Annotated in this window: 18 protein-coding genes and 1 pseudogene; 1 reads left to right on the top strand and 18 read right to left on the bottom strand. The window is 44.7% G+C overall.

Translation table 11 applies throughout. The annotated features are described in order from the left end of the window. The 4 genes and pseudogenes from A9Z07_RS16735 to A9Z07_RS16720 all read right to left on the bottom strand — a co-directional run. Window positions 1-267 (bottom strand): annotated as a pseudogene (locus A9Z07_RS16735) (phage late control D family protein); the annotation flags it as partial. A 201-nt stretch (window positions 268-468) separates the two neighbouring features. Next, window positions 469-1,653: a cyanate transporter gene (locus tag A9Z07_RS16730; RefSeq protein ID WP_081406448.1), complete on the bottom strand. Its 1,185-nt coding sequence runs from the start codon at window positions 1,651-1,653 to the stop codon at window positions 469-471. Between the two features lie 3 nt (window positions 1,654-1,656). Then, window positions 1,657-2,118 (bottom strand): nucleoside deaminase, encoded by a 462-nt coding sequence (locus tag A9Z07_RS16725; protein ID WP_069579913.1) that lies wholly within the window; start codon window positions 2,116-2,118, stop codon window positions 1,657-1,659. A 16-nt stretch (window positions 2,119-2,134) separates the two neighbouring features. Continuing rightward, window positions 2,135-2,770, bottom strand: coding sequence for an ankyrin repeat domain-containing protein (locus A9Z07_RS16720; protein ID WP_413772632.1), 636 nt, complete (start codon window positions 2,768-2,770; stop codon window positions 2,135-2,137). A 247-nt stretch (window positions 2,771-3,017) separates the two neighbouring features. On the opposite strand from A9Z07_RS16720, the gene A9Z07_RS16715 reads away from it, so the two are divergent. Beyond that, window positions 3,018-3,878: a LysR family transcriptional regulator gene (locus A9Z07_RS16715; protein WP_069579911.1), complete on the top strand. Its 861-nt coding sequence runs from the start codon at window positions 3,018-3,020 to the stop codon at window positions 3,876-3,878. A gap of 89 nt (window positions 3,879-3,967) precedes the next feature. Here the strand turns inward: A9Z07_RS16715 and A9Z07_RS16710 are convergent, their stop codons facing one another. The 14 genes from A9Z07_RS16710 to A9Z07_RS16645 all read right to left on the bottom strand — a co-directional run bounded on the left by A9Z07_RS16710 (window position 3,968) and on the right by A9Z07_RS16645 (window position 17,410). Continuing rightward, a complete protein-coding gene (locus A9Z07_RS16710) occupies window positions 3,968-5,161 on the bottom strand; it encodes a hypothetical protein (RefSeq protein WP_069579910.1) in 1,194 nt (397 codons plus the stop codon). Between the two features lie 149 nt (window positions 5,162-5,310). Next, window positions 5,311-6,951 carry a thiamine pyrophosphate-binding protein gene (locus A9Z07_RS16705; RefSeq protein ID WP_069579909.1) on the bottom strand — a complete coding sequence of 547 codons (1,641 nt, stop codon included), beginning with the start codon at window positions 6,949-6,951 and terminating at the stop codon, window positions 5,311-5,313. A gap of 38 nt (window positions 6,952-6,989) precedes the next feature. After that, window positions 6,990-8,456 carry an aldehyde dehydrogenase gene (locus A9Z07_RS16700; RefSeq protein WP_069579908.1) on the bottom strand — a complete coding sequence of 489 codons (1,467 nt, stop codon included), beginning with the start codon at window positions 8,454-8,456 and terminating at the stop codon, window positions 6,990-6,992. A gap of 12 nt (window positions 8,457-8,468) precedes the next feature. Continuing rightward, a complete protein-coding gene (locus A9Z07_RS16695) occupies window positions 8,469-9,260 on the bottom strand; it encodes an aspartate dehydrogenase (RefSeq protein ID WP_005258255.1) in 792 nt (263 codons plus the stop codon). Window positions 9,261-9,269: 9 nt separating this feature from the next. Continuing rightward, window positions 9,270-10,064 carry an SDR family oxidoreductase gene (locus A9Z07_RS16690; protein WP_069579907.1) on the bottom strand — a complete coding sequence of 265 codons (795 nt, stop codon included), beginning with the start codon at window positions 10,062-10,064 and terminating at the stop codon, window positions 9,270-9,272. Window positions 10,065-10,086: 22 nt separating this feature from the next. Beyond that, window positions 10,087-10,902 carry an alpha/beta fold hydrolase gene (locus tag A9Z07_RS16685; protein ID WP_069579906.1) on the bottom strand — a complete coding sequence of 272 codons (816 nt, stop codon included), beginning with the start codon at window positions 10,900-10,902 and terminating at the stop codon, window positions 10,087-10,089. A 33-nt stretch (window positions 10,903-10,935) separates the two neighbouring features. Next, window positions 10,936-11,457: a cupin domain-containing protein gene (locus A9Z07_RS16680; protein ID WP_004652930.1), complete on the bottom strand. Its 522-nt coding sequence runs from the start codon at window positions 11,455-11,457 to the stop codon at window positions 10,936-10,938. Between the two features lie 33 nt (window positions 11,458-11,490). After that, a complete protein-coding gene (locus A9Z07_RS16675; RefSeq protein WP_004772867.1) occupies window positions 11,491-12,714 on the bottom strand; it encodes an MFS transporter in 1,224 nt (407 codons plus the stop codon). Between the two features lie 40 nt (window positions 12,715-12,754). Next, window positions 12,755-13,966 (bottom strand): NAD(P)/FAD-dependent oxidoreductase, encoded by a 1,212-nt coding sequence (locus A9Z07_RS16670; protein WP_069579905.1) that lies wholly within the window; start codon window positions 13,964-13,966, stop codon window positions 12,755-12,757. A 27-nt stretch (window positions 13,967-13,993) separates the two neighbouring features. Continuing rightward, on the bottom strand, window positions 13,994-14,926 hold the full coding sequence (locus tag A9Z07_RS16665) for a VOC family protein (RefSeq protein WP_047428359.1): 933 nt from the start codon (window positions 14,924-14,926) through the stop codon (window positions 13,994-13,996). Between the two features lie 11 nt (window positions 14,927-14,937). Continuing rightward, window positions 14,938-15,702, bottom strand: a complete 765-nt coding sequence (locus tag A9Z07_RS16660) for an SDR family oxidoreductase (protein ID WP_069579904.1) — start codon at window positions 15,700-15,702, stop codon at window positions 14,938-14,940. Continuing rightward, a complete protein-coding gene (locus A9Z07_RS16655; protein WP_004772872.1) occupies window positions 15,695-16,762 on the bottom strand; it encodes an aromatic ring-hydroxylating oxygenase subunit alpha in 1,068 nt (355 codons plus the stop codon). The genes A9Z07_RS16660 and A9Z07_RS16655 overlap by 8 nt, the downstream gene beginning before the upstream one ends. Window positions 16,763-16,779: 17 nt before the next feature. Continuing rightward, window positions 16,780-17,079, bottom strand: a complete 300-nt coding sequence (locus A9Z07_RS16650; RefSeq protein ID WP_069579903.1) for a recombinase-like helix-turn-helix domain-containing protein — start codon at window positions 17,077-17,079, stop codon at window positions 16,780-16,782. A 25-nt stretch (window positions 17,080-17,104) separates the two neighbouring features. Further along, complete coding sequence (locus A9Z07_RS16645) at window positions 17,105-17,410, bottom strand: non-heme iron oxygenase ferredoxin subunit (RefSeq protein ID WP_004772876.1); 306 nt, start codon at window positions 17,408-17,410, stop codon at window positions 17,105-17,107. Between the last annotated feature and the right edge of the window lie 151 nt (window positions 17,411-17,561).

Genomic DNA, 17,561 nt, shown 5'->3' with positions numbered 1-17,561 from the left:
AATCCCCGTGACACGGCTCAATTGGCCCTGATCGGTAACGGTGTCAATTGCGGCTTGGCTGCCAATAAATTGTTTTAAGGGAATGGTGGCATTGGTCGATAAACAGATCAGCTCTGCCTTAAAGCCAGCATTTAATTCATGCTGACCATCAATACGTTGCAGGAAGACTTGGGAATTTAAATTTTGATTTGAAAACTGAATATGGATCGCACGCTTCTGTGCTGTGAGGCCTAAACTTTCCAGAGCCTTAAAAATATTGTTCAACATTTTTTATAGAACATTTCATTAAATTTGCCATATTTTACTCAAAAAAACGATTTAATGTCTATACAGTTCTGTCTATAGATGACAATAAATGTCACATTCTATTTATTTTTTTAAACTTCCCTGTTAACTACGCGATACGTCCTTATTAAAAAAAGTTAAAAAATAAACGCCTTGTTTTTCTTTAACTTAGCTTCAGATGATTTATTTTTCCAAGCGGATGGCTTTTGCATAATGTGTTGGGTTGAGCCTGATCACTAGTATGCTCACCACCACTACCATCGCCAAATGCCAGATCCAGCCGAGTGTATAGCCTCCCGTAAAACCGTGAAATACGGCAAGTAGCCACGGCGCAATCGCTGCAAGTAAGAAACCACCACCTTGCATCAAGGCAGAAAGCTGCCCTGCATGTGCTGGATCAGCCAGATGATCGAGTACCACAATCATCAGTAAAGCAAAACTGCCACCCAAGCCTGCCCCTAAAGTCACGACCCATAGATAAGGCAAATATTCAGGGATAAAAGCCAAGCCAGCAAATCCAAGCAATTGCATGAGTAAAGTTAAACCAATCCAGATCCGGCGGTCCTTATTGGTTCGGGATAAATAAGGCAATAGCAGTGCTGCCGCAGCTTGACTGAGTGTCAGTAGCGCCATCAAATTACCGCTCGCTGTTGCACTCCAGCCTCGCTCCTGATACGCAGGTGCCAGCCATGCCACGATTGAGCTGTAGCCACCATTGATCAGCCCAAAGCAAAAAATCAATAACCATGTCCGCGGCTGTTTCATAAACACGCCAACCGATGGAAGTTTGTATTGAGATTTTGCAGGTCGAGCTAAAAAACAACTGGCAAGCAGCAATGCGGCAATTGCGGGTAAAGTGAAAATAGATAGACCAATTTTCCAGTCCCCGCTCAAGCTAGTGACCATCGGCGCAATTAAAGCACCCAAAGCCCCGCCGCCCATCAGCATGGCCGAATACAGCCCCATCATCGGCCCCAGATGATCCGCAAATTCTCTTTTGATCATACTTGGAAAGCAGGCCTGTACAATCGCCACACCCAAACCAATGATGGCAGCAGTCAAAATCAAGAATCCACCATTCGGCACAATAAAACGTAATGCACATCCCAGACAGATAATCGCTAAAGCCGTCAGAATGGCCTTACGCTCACCCAGCGCACTTTGTATCGAAGGCCCAACAAAGGCAATGATTCCCATCAGCAGCATAGGAACTAAAGTAAGTAAGGCAATCCCTTGCAAACTCAGGCCCGTCCCTGTTCGTATCGGATTCGCGACTGGCCCAATGCTGGTCATAAAAGGCCGTAAATTGAGTCCGACCAATGCCACAGTTGCGATCAGCATCGGACGATGATTAAAGGAGGTCATCATGATTTAGGTCAATGATTTCCAGTACGCATACAAATCTGGTTTTTGCTCCAGCCGTACAGGGACATAGCGAATCTGCATCGATTGCTCTGCAAAAGGCTTGGCGAGGTCTGCATAAATTGCGGCGGTAGATAGGCCAAAGGGTTCACCTGCTTCATTTGAATAGGCGTAAGTCACAGCCTGTATACCCGCCATACGCATCGCAGCCATACACATCGGACATGGATGACCACTGGCAAAAACAATGCATCCTTCTAAATTGGCTGAGTTGAGCTGTTTGCTGGCAGTACGGATGGCCTGCAATTCTGCATGTGCAGTGGGATCATTAGTGCTGAGAATCTGGTTGACGCCAGAAGCAATCACTTGCCCATCCTTGACAATCACAGCCCCGAATGGACGTCCACCTGCCTCACTATTTTGATAAGCCAGTTCAATGGCCTGACGAAGAAAATCTGTATCGTTATTCATGTTCATACTCTCAGCCTTATTTTGCACCAGCCGCCAATAATGCATTTTCAATCGTCTTGTAACCGCGTGCCTGAGCATGAGCCAATGGCGTTACTCCTTCACGATCAGCGAGATTGACATTGGCACCTGCCTGAATTAGAAGGTCGACGATTTGCTGATATTGCTTATCACCATTGCCTAACATGATGGCCTCCAACAATGCAGTCCAGCCCAGATTGTTGACATGATCAATCTTTACGCCTGCTGCAATCAGTGTTTTAACCGTTTCGACATGACCCCGCTCACAGGCAGGAATCAATGCTGTACCGCCATATCGATTGGTACTTTTCAGGTCTGCGCCATGTTGCAACGTCATTTTCAAAATCTCTAAATGCCCTCTTGCACCCGCATAGAGATAAGGACTGTCCTGAATATTATCTTTGGCATTGACATCGGCTCCAGCCTTGATCAAAGCTTGCGCAGCCTGAATATTGTTGGCTCGTGTCGCAATCATCAATGCGGTTGAACCCGACGAGTCGCGCGAATCTATTTGGGCAGTTTTAGGCAACAGTTGCTCGATTCGGGCCACATCATTTTGTGCAGCAGCCTGACGTAACGCATCATTGTGCATTGGATCTCCTGAGCTTGCATAACCGCATGCAGATAATGTCATCACCAAAACAGCAGCGATTAGGGACTTGTTCATCGACTTCCTCCATGCAAATACTGGAAAGACAGCAAGATGCAGACAACGCTTTGAGTTGTAGCGATGTCATCCTTGCAATCAATCAACTTGTGACTTGAGCATAACGAGATTCATAACTATTTAAAAATTAAATTATTGAATCAAATGTATTAAGATAATGAATAGCTATTTAAGTTTTAAATGGAAAAATAATTCCAAACAATGAGTTATTGCGATGTTTGATCCACGTTTGTTACGCGCCTTTGTCACGATTATTGAAGCGGGCAGTTTTACTTTAGCGGCAGAACGCTTACACATGACCCAATCGACCGTCAGTCAGCAATTGGCAAGACTGGAACAAGCTGTGGGCAAACAATTGATTGATCGAAATGCCCGACCACTGCAACTCACCAGTGCAGGCGAATATCTGATTAGCTATGCTCGACGTATTCTGGCACTTCAGCAAGAGGCACAAAATGTTCTCGGTGATCCGACGGGCACCATCCCGATTCATATCGGCTTACCCGAAGATATTATGAATACCGATATGGCGCTGGCATTAAGTGCATTTAGCAAACAACATCGTAGTATTCGCCTTGATGTGACCGCAGGACTGAGTCGTGATCTGATGGAAGGCTATCGAAACGGACAATTTGATCTGGTCATTGTCAAAGAAACCCTTGCCAGCGCGGATCATCATGCGACTTTCCCTGAAGAAATGGCTTGGTTTGAAAGTATTGATCATGGCGGAAACTGGTCAGATCCGATTCCACTGGTAACCTTTCCACAAGGTGGGCTATATCGGGAAGACATGTTTGAACGAATCGAACGTGAACGGCGACATTGGTATATTGCCTTTACCAGCAATAGCTTAGCCAGCGTACTGGTCGGCGTCGAAACTGGTCTCGGCCTGTCCTTGCTACCTGTTGCAACCACCAAAGGCTATCGAGTACGTGAATATCTTCCATTAGGTAAGGCCAATCCTATGACAGTTTCGATCTATGCTTGGGATAAGGACGGCTTGGTGTCAAAATTGGTGGAGCAAATGACTGCTGTACTGCAAAGACGTTTTGAAATATCCAAAACAGAAAATTAAATCGTTAGCATGAATCAGAACTCAACTGATCCTTAAAATAAAAAGAGCAAACCTTTCGATTTGCCCTTTTAGATAAGATCGGAAATGCTTTAAAAACTAAATCCAATATTTAAATTGATGCGGTAAAGCCATTGGTCACTATACGGCGAAACAGTTGAGGTATAGCCCGTTGCATTGGAAGCACCACCAATAATATTGGAGTTTTTACCCCAGGTATAATCGGCCCATACCATAAATGGCGAAGCAATAATCATCATCCCTGTGGTATTCATTTGTGAAGCAGACCAATCATCACGTTTCTTGTCCATATAGCTATAGTCATTATAGAAACGGATAGCTTTAAGTTTACCCATATCCTGTACAGGCAAGGTATAAGCAAGGTTTAAACTGGCAACGGTGGCTTCTGAAGCAATGAAATAGGCAGGCGTAAATCCATTATTGCCCATCAAGGTCACATCATTGCTAACCCCATCTGGGTTTTTGGCATCATATTGATAGTGAATCACAGAACTTTGTACATTAAAGCGTTTGTAATTATTATCGGTATGCAGGCCGACCGCATAATACTGACCATTTTTATCAGTGCTTTTATTATGCAATTGCGCAATCGCACCTGAAACGCCAAACTCTTGCTTACCGAATTCTGTTTCCAGTTTACGTACAATACGCGTGTTAAATTGGTGACGCTTTTCATTTTGATAGGCTTTCTGATTCGGGAAAGCATTTTCTGAAAGATCGTCATAGGTTGCACTTTCAGGCGAGTAACGCAGACTGGTCTCCAGCATTTGCGGATAATAGCCGAGTTTTACATCCCAGTCCTTGTTATGAAAATTCCAGTTCAAACCTGGCGCAACGTTATTGCCGTAGCCGAGGAAAAATGGAATATGGTAAGTCCAGCCATTCTGCGGATAGGGATAAATTGCAAAAGGTTTATAGACAAAACCTGCTTCTATACTGTTATTTTCATCTAAGTTATAGCCGACATAGGCTTTCTCGACCGAACGCTTTTCCTGATCTTGAAACAGGTAACTGGCATTAAAATAGGCATCATCAAATTTGCCTTTTAAATCCAGCCGAAAAATATCGAAATACAGCTTACCGAATCCACCATTCGGCCCTTCCCAATTTTCATAACGCTGATTGAGTCGTACCACACCGCCGACTTGTACTGAATCCGTACCATCTGCACTTTTCCATTCCAGGGCTGAGCTTTGTGCAAATACATTTGAACTGCTACCCAAATAAAATGCAGCAAATAGCACGGCTATAGAGGTCTTTTTCATCTCTTGATTCCTTGGTTTTTGTTCCAACGATCCTGTTGGCTAGCTTTTTTGTTTTACCTATAAAACATAGTTTTTATCGTTTTATGGGCAAAAAAATTTGCCCATAAAACGGTCTTCACATCAGCACTGACTGCCAATGCTCAGTGGGATTAGTACAATTTTTTCTGTGGTGGCCCTGCAAAGTTCAATGGCCCAATTGAATGCATATCCAGTTCAATTACGCTTGGACCTTTGAAATCAACAGCTTCCTGAATCACGGTCTTGAATTCATCCGCACTACCCACTTTCCAGCTCTTCACCCCCATTGCTTCGCCTAAGACTTTATAGTCTGGGGTATGCAATTCATTGAAATACTGGCGACCACCGAAGTAGTTATTTTGAATACCGCGCATGACGCCATAACCACCATCATTCATGATCATCAGCACCATATTGGTATTTTCTTGCGCCATGGTTGCGATTTCGCCGATGCCTAACATCAAACCGCCATCACCCACCAAGCCAATCACTTTCTTGTCAGGATTGGCAATCGAAGCACCAATCGCAGTTGCCAGACCTAGACCAATAGCTCCTGCTAGAGAATGAATATTCTGGTTTGGCGCCTGTACTGGGAATAAACGGCTGCCCCAAGTGCTACCTGACATGGTAATATCACGTACAAAAATACCATCTTGCGGTAATGCGGCACGTAAGTGATCACAGATCAAGGCATATTGATCAAGCTGCTTGCGTAAAGCATCAATCGCAGCCTGTTTGGCCTGAGCCACAGCTGCATCATAATCTGCGTCGACTTTTGAGATACCTTGCAGGCCCGTCAATACACGTTGCAGCACATCTTTAGCATCACCACAGATGAAATTACGAACTTTGTAATTACGCTGTTGTGCGACTGGATTGGCATCAATCTGGATAATATTGTCAGGGAATTGCACTGAATAGGTTTTGGTTTCATTACTACGTAAACGTGAACCCACCACTACTAATAGATCAGCATCTTTAAGTAACTGCTCTACGCCAGCCGAGTTATGGAATGCACCTAGGCTACGCGGATGATCATCCGCCAATACACCGCGCGCATGTGTTGATGACACCACAGGAATACCAAGATCAGCGATGGCTTTGACTTCCGCAACGCTATTCAACGTACCGCCACCGATCCAAAACACTGGACGTTTGGCTTTTTTCAGTTCTTCAACGATTAAATCGACTTCGACCTGTTCAGTCTGTGGCAATTCAAGCGCTTTTACAGGCCCTAAATTCAGCGGCAAATCGATTTCTGCTGCTTGTACATCAATCGGTAATTCAACACTCACTGGCCCCATCGGTACCGTCGTAGCTACACGAATCGCTTCACGAATCACACCCACCGCATTGTCAGGACTAGTAATACGGAAAGCAGCTTTGCTTGATGCACGTAAGAAAGTCAGCTGATCTTTGGTTTCATGAATAAAACTGGCATCACGATCCAAATATTCACGTTCGACTTGCCCAGTTAAGTGTAAAACAGGACTGCCTGCATTCATCGCTTCAATCAGTGAACCGACCGCATTACCTGCACCCGCGCCCGTACTGGTGAGCGCCACACCAAGCCCTTTAAAGCGTGAGTGACCATCTGCCATCGTGACTGCACCTGCTTCACCGCGTGCCGCTACAAAACGGATTTTTTCACGGCGACCAACTGCATCAGCAATCGGTAAGTTATGGATCGAGATCACGCCATAAATACTGTCTACTTGGTGTGCTTCTAAAACACGGGCGATGGCTTCGCCGACATTTACACGTTCTGTCATTTGTATATTCCTCAAAAACTGTTCATTCCATGAATGTATTAATTCGCCCAAGGATTTGGCTGCTCGCTTAATCCCATATAGATGCTTTTTTGTTGCATGTAAGACAAAATGCCTAAACGACCTTTTTCACGCCCGATACCACTTTCTTTAAAGCCACCAAATGGCGCTGAAATCGAGAATTTTTTATAGGTATTGATCCAGACCGTACCGACCTCTAAAGCACGGGCAATTTGCCATGCCTTACGATAGTTTTCAGTCCAGATGCCTGCAGCAAGACCAAAACAACTGTCATTGGCTTGTGCAAGCAAATCTTGTTCATCGTCATATTTCATCACCACCAGCACAGGACCAAAAATCTCTTCCTGACAGGTTTGTGCTGAATTACTCAAACCAGTGATGATGGTTGGCAAGTAATAGCTACCTTTGGCAAACTCGCCTTCGGTTAAGGCATGACCGCCTACAAGGACTTGCCCACCTTCTTGTTTCGCGAGCTGTACATAGTCATCGACAGAAGCCAAATGCTTCGGGTTAATCAAAGAGCCGAGATGTACGCCTGCAGTTTCAGGATGCCCAACACGCAAGCCTTTGGTAATTTCAACCAGACGACTTAGGAATTGATCATAGATACTGCTGTGTACAAACAGGCGCGAACCTGCAATACAGGCTTGTCCAGCCGAACTGAAAATACCGTAAGCCACACCTTTGGCTGCCAGTTCAATATCTGCATCTGGCAATACAATCGTTGGAGACTTTCCACCCAGCTCCAAAGAAGTTGTGATCAGTTTATCGGCTGCTAAATGTGCCAAATGACGACCCGTGGTGGTTCCACCCGTAAATGAAATTTTACGTACCAAAGGATGCTTTACGATTGCATCACCAATCACCGAACCGCGTCCGACCAATACACTGAGCAAGCCTTTCGGTAAACCCGCTTCCTCAAAGATTTTTGCGAGTTCCAATGCAATCAAAGAAGTCACTTCCGCAGGTTTTAGAATCACGGCATTACCGCCCGCAAGTGCAGGTGCCAATTTCTGTACTTCACTGGCAATCGGCGAGTTCCACGGGGTAATTGCAGCGACCACACCCACTGGTTCATGCACACTCATGGTCATGAAATCTGCGGCACGTTGCGTGGTCAGCTCATCATTCAAGGTTTCGCAGGCTGCTGCTACATAACGCGCTGTTGCTGCCGCACTCATGGTCAAGGCACGGGTTTCAGCCAAAGGCTTGCCATTATCACGGGTTTGCAACTTTGAAAGCTCATCTACACGCGCTTCAATAATGTCTGCCACTTTATATAAAATACGGGCACGTTCATGCGGCATGCTGTTGCGCCACTCAGCTTTACGCCATGCCAAATCTGCCTTTTCGATGGCTTCATTGACATCTTCCAGACTCGCCGTTGAAATTTCAGCATTCACCGATTGATCTGCTGGAAATAAACTTTGAATCGTAGCGCCTTTACCTAATCGCCATTCACCTGCGATATAAATTTCCTTTACCATGATCAAATCCTTTTAAATCTGAATTGCTTCAACACTATTGCGGCAAGCGCGAATCACACTTAATGCAGCCAAGGTTGAGGTTTTTGGATTACTCGCCAATGGCACACCGACCAGTTCAATGGTCATTTCACCGAATACACCTTCTGCTACAATGGTGTGCTTGTTTTTGTTGATGCTCGGATCAACCGTCAGCTCGACCATAGTGTTATCCATACCTAGTCCTGCCAGTGCAATCGTGGCTGCCACATTGGCATTGGCTGGAAACTTCAAGGCTGCTTCTCTGGCTGTGCCACGGAAGAAAACCGTTGCTTCGCTAACCTGATCGAGGTCAACCAACTGTTCCGCATAGCTACCACGCCAGCTTTTTGGACTCTTACAGCCCTTATAGGTGACCTTTTCCAGACCGCCTTCTTTAGCCGCAGAGATCCCATCGATCCCGGCAATTGCACCTGCCAATAAATGCAGATGCGCATCGTTTTGTTCTGCCGTTTTTTTCAGTTGAATTAAAAATTCGTTATCCGCCAAAGTCCCCACTGAAATCAGGCCAATGGTCCAGCCTTTTTCCAAGACTTTTTGCGCGTGTTCTTTCACCGCAGCCTGTCCTGCCACTTCAATCACATAATCAGGTGTCCCCTGACATTGTTCGATTGAACTAATCACTTGCACATCAGCCGCAACCTGCGCCTGTACTTTTTCTACACTGCGTGCAGGGACCACAATCCATTTAAGTTGCAGGTCTTGTGGCATGTGGGCATACACTTCTGCCGCCATCGCTCCAAAACCAATCATCATCAACTGTTTCATGTGAACACCTTATAAATGTTTGTTAAATCCACCAGAGACATCGAGTGTCGAACCTGTGGTATACGATGCCAAAGGCGATGCTAAAAACACCAAGGCACGTGCTGGCTCTTCTGGCTTGCCTAAACGTTGCATTGGAATGCCACGGTTTTTGGCAATGTTGCCTGTCCACTGTTCCCATGTTGCATTTGGATCAGAACGGGTTTCAAAACGGCGTTTCCACTGTGCTGATTCCACCATGCCCAAAAGAATTGAGTTGACACGAACACCGTACTGGGTAAATTCATGCGCCAGTGAATGGGTTAGATTCAGCAATGCCGCACGCGCAGATGAAGTCGCAATCATGTGCGGTTCAGGTTGCAGTGCCAGCAAAGAATTCACATTGGTAATCGACCCGCATGCTGAATGTTTTAAATCATTTAAGAAAGCACGTACTGGATGTAATACACTGAAATACTTCAGTTCAATTTCTTTCATCCAGTCTTCGTCTTGGGTATTTTCAAAATTAGACACACGTCCCTGACCTGCGTTATTGATCAGCATATCGACATTGCCCAGATTCTGATTGACCTCTTGTGCAAAGCGTTTTACATCTTCTTTATCCAAGACATTGCAAATACTGGTGAAGATATTGGCATGCGGATATTTTTCTAAAATATATAGTTTTGATGCCGCCAAACGCTGCTCATCTCGACCGCACCACGCCACCTTGGCACCTTCTGCAACTAAAATTTCGACTGCAGCCAAACCAATGCCTGACGAGCCACCTGTTACAACTGCTACTTTTCCTTCAACTTGGAAGCTCATATCCATATCTCTCGTTTAAGTCTTAATGTGCCGATAAAACAATGTCGTTAAACTGTTCAGGTTGATCGACATAACTCAGATGACCTGCATCTGTAATGAGATGACATCGGCTCAATTGCATTTCTATCGCAAGTTCCTTGATCGCTTGCGCAGGCGTAATTCCATCCTTGTCACCCGCAATCACCACACAAGGAACAGTAAGTTCTGTTAAATAATTTCGAATTTCGTCATACGCCAGCAAATAAGATGCTCGGGTAAAACCATCTAATGTCAGTTGCCCCATCACTTCACTGACCAAAGCCAGTGCCTGAGGTTCCTGTTTATAAATCAAATGCGGTCCACGGCTGGCAGCCATGCCTGCATTGCCCAAGCTTTTCAACATATTCGGGCGTTTTTGATAAACCTGTGCTTTGGTGTCTTCATCGGAACGTTGATAACCTTGTGCTGCATTGGCAATCACTAAGGTCTGTACCCGTTCAGGATAAAGATGGGCAAACGCACTGGCCTGTAAGGCCCCCAATGAATGTCCAACTACAATGGCTTTTGAAATGTTCAACGCATCCATCAAGCCTAATACTCGCTCCGCATAATCGGCTGCATTGGGTTGATCTGTGTTTAAACCATCGGATAAGCCATAACCCGGTGCATCCCAGGCAATGACATGAAAATGCTGACTGAGTGTCTCCAACTGATTAATCCAGGATGCTGAACCTGAGCTAATTCCATGCAGCAAAACCAGCGGCTGGCCTTGACCTGCTTCACGATAAGCTTGCACAGCACCATTTACGGCAACAGTTTTGACTGGATAGTGAGTTAAAAGCTCAATCAGTTTCATCATGTCATTCCTTCAACATTTATAAGATCAATCGGATTAACGTTTGATTTGAGACAACGGATGCTCAGGCGGATAGTTCGGGATGGTTGGTTTACCAGCACCCAACATCACACACATCAAGGCATCTTCCTGACCCGGATTGAACAGACCGCGATAAATACCCGGTGGAATTGAAATCAGGTCACGCTCTTTCAGTCTGGTCTCAAATTTTTCCCCGTTATGTTCAATGAACAGGTCAATTTCGCCACGCAACATGAAAAACACTTCTTCAACATCGTGATGAATATGCAGAGGCCCTTCACATTGCGCAGGTAAAACCATGGTTGAAAAGGTAAAGTTTTCAGCTGGAACCGTATTGCCATCATTGACCACACCTGTTGCACCTGTACCCATATAACGCATTTGTGCACGACGATATTTCGGGTCATAGTCCGCTTGGAACTTCAATGCATCAAAATCATATTTACGTGTTTCAAAGCGTGCGATACGTGTATTCAACCAGTCTTGTAAATTTGTACCTTCAGGTTGTGTCCATGATTCGAATTGTTGAGTAGTCATGTTTTAACTCCTAGGTTTTGTTCAATATTTTGATTAATAACGTTTCAATAAAGGAACTAAGAAGAACGATCCAATCACAGCGACGGCTGCCAAGAAGGTAATTCCTAAATTAAAACTATGTGTTTGCATCACGATGTAACCGATCAAAACAGGTGCAATTGCGCTGGCAAAATTACCCATTCCGTTGAAAATTCCACCCGCAGTTGCACCAACATCGGCAGTTGTTACACGGGCAAGTAAAGCGAATACTGCTGCGACACCAAAGCCCCAAGCCATTGCGCTTAAAGACATTGCTGCGATCACGAGAATCGGATCAGTCATAATGACCATGACATACATAAAGATGCCTGCCACCAACAGGCCACTGAAAACCTGAACAGCACGGCGGCCTAACTTGTCAGAAAGGAAAGCACCGATCACTTCGCCAATCAGCATGGCAATAAATGGAAGGCTTGAATAAACACCAAACTCTTTCAGGTTAAAGCCTTTGTCCTGAATCAGATAAGAAGGCACCCAACTGTTTAATCCCCATAGATAGGTCATCAGTGCAATATTGAAAATGCACACCAGCCAGAAGGCACGGTTCTGTAATAGCACTTTGGTATTGTGAATATGACCTTTGAAATTCAGGCGTTTGCTGGTTGATTCAAGTTCAATGGTTTTCTTGAGTTGTAAATTACGTAGACCAAATGCAATCGCCAGAAGTGCAACTACTGTTAAACCTGACATCACAAAAAACGTGGTGTGCCAGTCGTGCTTCGCAAGCACTGCGGCGGTAATTGGAAAACCCAGAAATGCACCAATCGGCGTACCTAGTAGGAACATGGTCGAAGCACGTGCTTGCTGGCGATCGGTATAGGTTTGCTTCACGATGGCATACGCCAATGCAAATAAGGGTCCCTCAGCCAAACCGAGCAAAACGCGTAGGATCAACATACCGGTATAGTTGGTGGTAAATCCCATGCAGAACATTAAAATGCCCCACGATGCGACGCTCCAGAACAGCATTTTCTTCGGATTAAAGATATCGCCAAGGAAACTCAAAAAGACCGAGGAAAAACCATAAGCCAACAAGAAGCTGGTCATGAGCCATCCGAGTTTTGCCTTATCTTGTGCAATCCCCATCGCACCTTGGAAGTGCGGGTCAGCAAACAAGACCGCAATACTGATTTTGTCGAAAAATGCCAGAACGACACATACCATCAGGACGAAAGCAGGAACCCAATGCTTTAATCCACTTTTTTCTTCATTACTCATACTTCATCCCTTCGATTGAGTCATGAACCGAATCTAATGTTTATGGTTTTAATTTCATTACATTAAATTCAGGGTCTGCTAATAATTTTGGGTCTAACTCGGTATTCGACTGCATCCAGCGCTTTGCCAGTTTGACCAGTTTTGAATCATTGATTGCGATCATGTTGAGTAAACGGTTTTGATCATCCAGATATAAATAACTGCATTGATCATCTGCGCTTTTACGAACCACAATCTGCCCTGTTTTTTCAGGTTGATAAGTACCTAAAATCTGAATATTGAAATGATACTGATCTGACCATAACCACGGAATATCGCTATATTCGGTTTCAATACCCAGCATTGATTTTGCAGCGGCAATGGCCTGATTCTGTGCATTGGCCCATGACTGGATGCAATACCCAAGCCCTGGATGAATCGCAACATCACCTGCGGCATAAATATCCTGGTCAGAAGTCTGTCCAAAATAATTCACCACAATGCCATCTTTCACGTCCAAGCCCGCATTAACACCAAGCTCTTTGGCAATATCAGCACCTGCACCTACAACCACACAATCAAACAGTTCGCTTGCATTAGGATGATTGACCACTTCAACTTTTTGCTGACCCGCTTCAATCAAATGCAGATTTTTACTGTCTAAATGAATCTGGGTACCCTGCTGCTCATGCATGTTTTTCAAGAACTCAGAGACATCGGGACTGACGCTACGCGCGCACAGACGATCGCCATATTCAAAAATATGAACCTCTTTACCTTGTTTACGTGCCGTCGCTGCAATTTCCAGACCGATCCAGCCACCACCAATCACCGCCAACTTTTGCGAATGTTGCAAGATTTCGGCTAAACGCTCACAATCCTGAACATTACGTAAAGTCACCACATTTGGAATAAACTGCCATGTGTTCACAGGAACACGCGCGCGGCTACCTGTGGCGATCAACAATTTGTCATACGGTAAAACCTGACCGCTTTCCAGAACCACCTGCTTCTGCTGGCGATCTACCTGAGTAGCAACTGCTGGCTTGTGCCATTGGATATTAAAATCCTGCACCTGCTCTGGAGAAAACAGATGCAAGCTTTCATAAGTAGCTTCTTTTGAAAGTACCTGTTTTGACAATGGTGGGCGTTCGTAAAACACACGGTCTTCATTTGAGACCACATGAATTTCACCTGAATATCCATTCTGGCGCAAAGTACTGACTGCCCAACCCGCGGCTTGTCCTGCACCCACAATTACGATTCTTTCCATAGCTTGTTCTCCCTGCCTGATCTGTACTTATGCAGGTTTAACCTGACGACGGGTATGATCATCCAGACCGCCTTCAATCGCCCATTCTGTAAAGAGTTCCAGACGATGTTCTTCAATGCGTGGTTGCCATTCTTCGGTCAGATAGTCATCGTTGGTGTAATACTCAAACGCACCACCAAGCGGTGAATTGACATACCAGAAGTAAGCTGAAGAAATCGGATGACGTCCTGGACCAATGAAAGTCGACCAGTCAGAACGGTTCATGTGCAATCCACCACCAATCACCTCATGGATATCACGCACCACGAATGCAACGTGATTGAGTCCAGCAGGTTTATTTGGTACTGAAAGCAAGAACAGGTCATGGTGGAAACCTTTACCACGACAGCGTAAGAATGCACCACGATTGCGATAAGCATCCGACAAGAAGAAACCAAGCTTTTCAATATAGAACTGTTCCGTCTTTGCTAAATCAGGTGTGAAAAACACCACATGACCAATCGCAACAGGTTGTCCTTTGTCATATACAGGACTTGCTGCATTGACACGTTGTACATTGCCGTACTGGTTAATGCCTTCTGTTTTTAATGCAGGTAGATCTTGGGTAAAGCTTTTCTGAAAGCGAATCGTCATACCATTCGGATCTAGACACTGCACCATATCCGCAGTCGCCTGATAACCCTCTACATCATTTAGACGAAGTGCTAAATTTGCCAAATCCAGTGCAACATCATCTAGCCCCCAAGTCACTTCACGTAAAGTTGAACCTGACTCAATGGCTTTTGGTAAACGATGATCATCACAATCAAATAAGTAAATCTTGCTACCGTTTTGTGTCTGGTAAAGATCCGTCCCTTCAATATCTGACTGACTTTGCTTGAGACCGAAATCTGCCAAAAATTTATTCGAAGCAGCTCTGTCTTCAACGCCAAACTTTAAAATCTCAATCCCTGTAATCATGAGATTACTCCTTAATTAAAGACAAAACCGCCATTTACTGGAATATTCTGTCCTGTCACAAACGAGGACAAATCTGATAGTAAATAAAGGGCTGTTCCGTTCAAATCCTGTGGTAATTGCTGACGTTGAATCGCACGACCATTCACATATAAATCATGGCGTTCTTGTGGCACATAAGCTGTTGCTTCAACCAGAGTCAATCCCGGTGAAAGCGTATTAATACAGATATTGAATGGCCCAAGTTCTCTCGCCATGGAACGTGTCATTGCGGTTAATGCACCTTTGCTCGCAACATAGGCCATGAGGTTGGGAGCACCCCACAACGCTGTATCCGAAGCCACATTAATGATCTTGCCTGCACTGGACTGTTTGAGATAAGGCACCGCGGCCTTGGTCACTAGCCAAGTCCCTTTCACATTAATGTTCATAACACGATCCCAAAGATCTGCGTCATAATCCACCATGCTTTTACCGCCAACATTGGTTGCAAGTGCGGCACAATTCACTAAACCATCCATTCCGCCCATGCGCTCAGCTGCTTGCTGAACTGCTTGCTGGATCGAGTCTGCATTTGCCAGATCAATACTTACAGCATTGACCTTTAAGCCTTGTGCTTGCAAAGCAGCAGCTTCTTCTTGTACCAGATCAGTCAAGATATCAGCCATGACCACTTGAGCGCCTGCTTCCGCAATCGCTTGTGCAAAGTCTCGACCCAAGCCTCTTGCCGCACCTGTGACAAGGACTTTTTTGTCCTGTAACAATGCGACATTAACCATGAACTTCTTCCTGCATTTCAATACGGTTTGAGGTATTCAATGCTGCAATTTTCTTTAACTGTTTTTCCGCTTCTTTCTTCATTAAACGGCGTAAACGAGAGAGACCAACATCATGTTGATAAAGGAATTCGTGTTGACGGGCATTCGGTGCAAGATTTTCTAAAATAATGCGATCCTGTTCCAATACATCCCAATGCAATTTTTCTAAATGGTTACGGTAAAGGAAGCGCCAGACATTACGTTGCCAGCCACTGACTTTACGGCAGCGCCAGAAAAATACACGGGTATTGTTGGCATCAATTGGCGTTGCATAACCCACGATCCAGAACTCGCCACCTGGGCCAAAGTCTTTACGATACGGAATTGAGAGGCGTAACCAGCTTGCACCCGTATTGGCATATTCAACCCAGTCAAAATTCACCCCAATTTGGCCTTCTTTCTCAAAAACAAAACCATTTGGCGTTGAACGGTGTTTCATTTCCGCAGTACGGTCGCCCTCTGCCATTGAGTGTGAGGTGCAATGCAAATAACTACCATGCATCGGGTCCATGACATTATCAATCGCATACTGATGATTTACTTTCCAATCCGCCTGACATAAGAATGAACTCCATTCCTCACTTGCCAGTTGTTCAGGAAAATCTAGCGGCTTAGGCGCTTCATTGGCATCGATACCAAACCACATGAAAATTGCACCATGCTGCTCAATCACAGGATAGCTTTTGACACATGACGTACCTTTCATTGGACAATCATGTACCGCAGGCACATCTTCCACAACGCCATCATGGCGAACTTCAACACCGTGATACCAGCAAGCTACACGATTGCCCAGATTCCAGCCTAAAGAAAGACGTGCGCCACGATGCGGACAGCGATCTTCCAAAGCATGAACCTGACCTTCTGCGTCACGCCAAACCACGATATTTTCACCTAAACGGGTAATACCGACTGGATTTGCAGCCACTTCCCAGCTTGCTAACACAGGATGCCACTGATCACGTAAACCTAAATCTAAATACTCTTCTACACTTGGAGTAACTGATACTGCTGCGTTCATCACTATTCTTCCTTGAATTAATAACCTAAACGTTGCATTTCTTCTGAGAACTTTTCAGAAGTCCAAAGCTCACCAGATTCACAGCGAAAACCTTGCTGGTTTAAAGACTGGACTAAATCAGTGAGTTCAGTGACGCCTGTAGAAAAGGCTTTGATGAGATGTTGAACAAAATCCTGTTCATAGACAGTTGGCTCTTTATAACGTGTTTGCCAAACCAGTAGCTCTGCCTGTCCTGGTATCTGAATATTGTTAATCCCTGCTGCGGTCGCTGGCGTGGCATGAATCCAGTTCGCTAGCTTCTCATTAAAAGTTTTCATGAGATTCCATCCTTTAAAATAAAACTTATAGTTGAATTTGAACGTCCTGCCCTTCAACACGTACTGGATAAGTGCACAAATCACGGCATCCTGGTCCACTCTTCAACTCACCTGTCTGGATATCAAAGATCGCCTCATGCAATGGGCATTCCACTGTTTGATCTTCGATAAAGCCTTCTGTTAACAAGGCAAAGGCATGTGGGCAAACATTCTCGATGGCAAAGTAATTATCATCGATGAAAAATACGCCAATTTTCTTACCGTCGACTTCAATGGCTTTCGGCTCGTCTTCGGTGATGTCGTCTTGCTGACAAACTGAGATCCAACTCATCCTTGCATCCTCATTTGTTTTGTATATAAAACATTATTTGATATAACAAACTTTAGATAAGAATACTCCCATGATGTTTTTTCTGTCAAATTAAATATATTTTTAAAATTCAATAACTTGATTTTTAGAACACATTCTTTTACGTTTTACT

Origin of the sequence: Acinetobacter sp. YK3 (assembly GCF_001729365.1) — a bacterium.
GTDB classification, from domain to species: domain Bacteria; phylum Pseudomonadota; class Gammaproteobacteria; order Pseudomonadales; family Moraxellaceae; genus Acinetobacter; species Acinetobacter vivianii.
Note: the sequence above shows the minus strand (reverse complement) of the source record. Positions and strands in the feature narration are given on the sequence as shown.

Excerpts from the sequence above, each read along its gene's own strand:
- A9Z07_RS16730 (WP_081406448.1), bottom strand. The coding sequence starts at position 1,653 with ATGATGACCTCCTTTAATCATCGTCCGATGCTGATCGCAACTGTGGCA.
- A9Z07_RS16725 (WP_069579913.1), bottom strand. The coding sequence starts at position 2,118 with ATGAATAACGATACAGATTTTCTTCGTCAGGCCATTGAACTGGCTTAT.
- A9Z07_RS16720 (WP_413772632.1), bottom strand. The coding sequence starts at position 2,770 with ATGACATTATCTGCATGCGGTTATGCAAGCTCAGGAGATCCAATGCAC.
- A9Z07_RS16715 (WP_069579911.1), top strand. The coding sequence starts at position 3,018 with ATGTTTGATCCACGTTTGTTACGCGCCTTTGTCACGATTATTGAAGCG.
- A9Z07_RS16710 (WP_069579910.1), bottom strand. The coding sequence starts at position 5,161 with ATGAAAAAGACCTCTATAGCCGTGCTATTTGCTGCATTTTATTTGGGT.
- A9Z07_RS16705 (WP_069579909.1), bottom strand. The coding sequence starts at position 6,951 with ATGACAGAACGTGTAAATGTCGGCGAAGCCATCGCCCGTGTTTTAGAA.
- A9Z07_RS16700 (WP_069579908.1), bottom strand. The coding sequence starts at position 8,456 with ATGGTAAAGGAAATTTATATCGCAGGTGAATGGCGATTAGGTAAAGGC.
- A9Z07_RS16695 (WP_005258255.1), bottom strand. The coding sequence starts at position 9,260 with ATGAAACAGTTGATGATGATTGGTTTTGGAGCGATGGCGGCAGAAGTG.
- A9Z07_RS16690 (WP_069579907.1), bottom strand. The coding sequence starts at position 10,064 with ATGAGCTTCCAAGTTGAAGGAAAAGTAGCAGTTGTAACAGGTGGCTCG.
- A9Z07_RS16685 (WP_069579906.1), bottom strand. The coding sequence starts at position 10,902 with ATGATGAAACTGATTGAGCTTTTAACTCACTATCCAGTCAAAACTGTT.
- A9Z07_RS16680 (WP_004652930.1), bottom strand. The coding sequence starts at position 11,457 with ATGACTACTCAACAATTCGAATCATGGACACAACCTGAAGGTACAAAT.
- A9Z07_RS16675 (WP_004772867.1), bottom strand. The coding sequence starts at position 12,714 with ATGAGTAATGAAGAAAAAAGTGGATTAAAGCATTGGGTTCCTGCTTTC.
- A9Z07_RS16670 (WP_069579905.1), bottom strand. The coding sequence starts at position 13,966 with ATGGAAAGAATCGTAATTGTGGGTGCAGGACAAGCCGCGGGTTGGGCA.
- A9Z07_RS16665 (WP_047428359.1), bottom strand. The coding sequence starts at position 14,926 with ATGATTACAGGGATTGAGATTTTAAAGTTTGGCGTTGAAGACAGAGCT.
- A9Z07_RS16660 (WP_069579904.1), bottom strand. The coding sequence starts at position 15,702 with ATGGTTAATGTCGCATTGTTACAGGACAAAAAAGTCCTTGTCACAGGT.
- A9Z07_RS16655 (WP_004772872.1), bottom strand. The coding sequence starts at position 16,762 with ATGAACGCAGCAGTATCAGTTACTCCAAGTGTAGAAGAGTATTTAGAT.
- A9Z07_RS16650 (WP_069579903.1), bottom strand. The coding sequence starts at position 17,079 with ATGAAAACTTTTAATGAGAAGCTAGCGAACTGGATTCATGCCACGCCA.
- A9Z07_RS16645 (WP_004772876.1), bottom strand. The coding sequence starts at position 17,410 with ATGAGTTGGATCTCAGTTTGTCAGCAAGACGACATCACCGAAGACGAG.